The organism is Streptomyces sp. NPDC050388, from assembly GCF_040655635.1.
In the GTDB taxonomy this organism is placed as follows: Bacteria; Actinomycetota; Actinomycetes; order Streptomycetales; family Streptomycetaceae; genus Streptomyces.
Window position 1 is genome coordinate 8,976 of record NZ_JBFAKH010000138.1, and the last position, 3,093, is coordinate 12,068.

Below are 3,093 nucleotides of genomic sequence, written 5' to 3' on the forward strand. Positions count from 1 at the left end.
CGATGGCCTGCTCGTAGTGGCCGGTTTGTCGGTGTGCTTGGCCGCGGGAGCCGAGGGCCCAGGCGTAGGTGGGGTCGAGTTCGAGTGCGGCGGTGAAGTCGGCGATGGCCTGGTCGTACCGGCCGGCTTGGCGGTGTGTTTCTCCCCGGTCGGCGCGGGCCCAGGTGAGTGTGGGGTCGAGTTCGAGTGCGGCGGTGAGGTCCGTGACGGCCTGCTCGTACCGGTCGGCCTGGCGGTGTGTTCGGCCGCGGGAGCCGAGGGCCCAGGTGAGTGTGGGGTCGAGTTCGAGTGCGGCGGTGAGGTCCGTGACGGCCTGCTCGTAGTGGCCGGCCTGCCGGTGTGCTTCTCCCCGTGCGGCGAGGGCCCAGGCGTAGGTGGGGTCGAGTTCGAGTGCGGCGGTCAGGTCCGTGACGGCCTCCTCGTACCGGCCGGCCTGCTCGTGTGCGTGGCCGCGGGAGGCGTGGGCCCAGGCGTAGGTGGGGTCGAGTTCGAGTGCGGCGGTGAGGTCGGCGATGGCCTGCTCGTAGTGGCCGGCCTGCTGGTGTGCTTGGCCGCGGGAGCCGAGGGCCCAGGCGTAGGTGGGGTCGAGTTCGAGTGCCGCGGTGAGGTCGGCGATGGCCTGGTCGTGGTGGTCGAGCCAGCTGTGGGTTTTCCCGCGATGGGCCCAGGCATGGGCGTTGCGGGCGTCGTGCGCGAGGGCGCGGTCGAACTCGATGAGGGCCTCCTCGTCCCGGTCGGCGAGGTAGAGGCGGTGGCCGCGGTAGGTGTGGGCCCAGCTTCTGGCCTTCGTGCCGAGTCGGCCGTGGGCCAGCAGAGCAGCGAGGCAGGCAAGGACGGGCTCGTCGTCGGCGAGAGCCTCCCGCAGGCGTATGGACCAGTCGAGCAGGGCGGTGTCCGCGGTGTCCTGGGCGGCCTGTTCCAGGGTCTCGACCCACTGCCGCAGTACCGCGGTGTCCTGGCCCGCGGCATGCACCACCTGTTCCAGCGCGGGCGTCAGCTGCGTTGCCGGATGCGCGCACAGCCGGTGGTACGTCTCATCCAGACGGTGCCGGCGCCATGCAGGGTCTTCCCACCGCTTCGCCTCGGGGAGCTGTTCCTCGACCGCGCCGCGCCAGGCGGCATGCGTGTCCGCCAACCGTAGATGCGCCGAAGCCCAGCTCTGCGGGGAGTGGGTGCGCTGCTGCCGGAGCAGGCTGGCGCGCACCACCGCGTGGTAGTGCTTGAAGCTGCCGCGGCCGCCGACGAACGGCTGCCCGCACAGCCACTCCCACCACCTCTTGGCCTGCGGCCGGGCCGCGGCGGCGAACACGTCCTCGTTCAGCTGCAGCGGCAGCGCACCCGCCCGCACCGCCTCGCGCTGCCCCGGGTCGGTGATCCACTGCACGAACCGCTCGACCGCCACGTCCGCGAGGTCGCCGCCCGCGTCCACCTCCTCCACCGTGTGGGGGCGGGCCAGGGCGAGCAGCTCCACCAGCAGCGGCAGCCCCATCGACAGCTGCAGCACCGCCTCCACCACCGCCGGGTCGCTCACGCCCCGCGCGGTCAGCAGGGACCGCGTCTCGGCCGCGGTGAACACCTCCAACGGCACATCCGCGACCTGCGCCCGCAGCGGCGCCCACTCCCGTTCGGTGAGTTCGTCCCGGCCGGCCAGCACCACCATGACGTTCGCCGGCACCGCACCGAACTCCTCCGCCAGCAGACGCAGCAGCCACCCGTCCAGGTACCGGGCCGTCTGCTCCCACGTGTCGAAGAACAGCACCACCCATTGATGGCGCCGGCACAACCGCTCCAGCTCGGCGACGAAAGCCCGGCTCACACCCGTCTCATCACCCCCGGCCCCGCGCCGCCGGGCACGAGCCTGGGAGGCCGACCGCAGCCGGTCCAGCCCCTGGGCCGCGGCATCCGGATTGGCCATCGCCGTGAGGACACCGGCCCCCGGAAGCAGCGACGCCGCCCCCAACGCGGCCTGCGTCACCACCCGGCTCGACACCGACGCCTGGTCCTCCACCGGCATCGGTTCCCGCTGCGCCGCCTGCTCCCGCTGGAACTGCTCGACCGCCTTGTCGAACTCCTTGCACGGGCCGGCCTGCTCCGCCAGCTGCCTCGCCAGCTCGACCAGGGCCTGCTGCACCCCGTGGACGTCGTTCTCGTCCACCACCGCCGTCACCGCATCCGCCCGCCGGGCCGCCTCCTGCCACTGCCGCAGCAGCGTGGACTTCCCCACCCCACCCACACCCCGCACATGAAACAAAAACTCCGCCGGATCCTCCTCCGACAGCGGGTCCCTCGACAGGTTCTCCGTGAACAGCGCCAACTGCGCCCGCCGGCCCACGAACCGCGCCTTCGCACGCTGCCGGATCAGCGCACCCCGCGACAGCCCCCGATGACCCGACCCCGCCATTCCCGCACCCCCGTCACTTCGCCTGCCTCGTCCCCGAGGCTGGCAGCACACCCGCCCGAAGCTTCTCGCATCGGACGCAGGTCATCAGTGTCCGATCCGGGCCTCTGATTTGTCAGCCAAGCGTAAGAGACCGCACCCGCACGGTGGTTGGGGTGCGGGCGGTGACGGCTGCGCCCCTGTTGTCGTGCGGGTGCGGTACCGCGGTTCCAGTTTTCTGGAACGGCGGTATGCGATCCGCCTACGCCCATTCCATGCCCAGCTCCGCCGGCGCGGCCCGCTGCTGCGCGGTGTGCCCTGGGCGCCGCTGTGCGGCCCGTTCCGCCCGGCGCCGGCAACTACCCGGCCCGGCCGGGAACGCTGCTCAGTGGCCCGCACAGACGATCACGAAGGGAGAGCCCGATGGGCATCGTGGGAGACGGCCTGGACCGCGCCGTACAAGGGGCGTTGTCCGGGGCGACGTCGGCGACCGGGACCAGGCGGCGGGTGCCGAAGGCCGGCGGTTCCTCGCGGCGGACTGCCGCAGAGGGCGTTGTGGGGAAGTAGTCGGCGCGTCCGTTGCCCCTTGCCCACCTGGTCTGATCTGCGGTTTCGCTCGTTCCCTCTCTGACAGCCTTGGCTGAGACGCCCGCTTTGCCGGGTTAGGCTGGAAGGGCGAGACAGGAGTACACCCCGGCATGGCCAGCACCACCCCC

General features: G+C 72.2%; 1 protein-coding gene. It reads right to left on the reverse strand.

The genetic code is table 11. From position 1 onward, the window contains the following. On the reverse strand, positions 1 to 2,224 hold a 2,224-nt coding region (locus AB0I73_RS38205), incomplete at its 3' end, for a tetratricopeptide repeat protein (protein WP_363045008.1). Positions 2,225 to 3,093 lie beyond the last annotated feature (869 nt).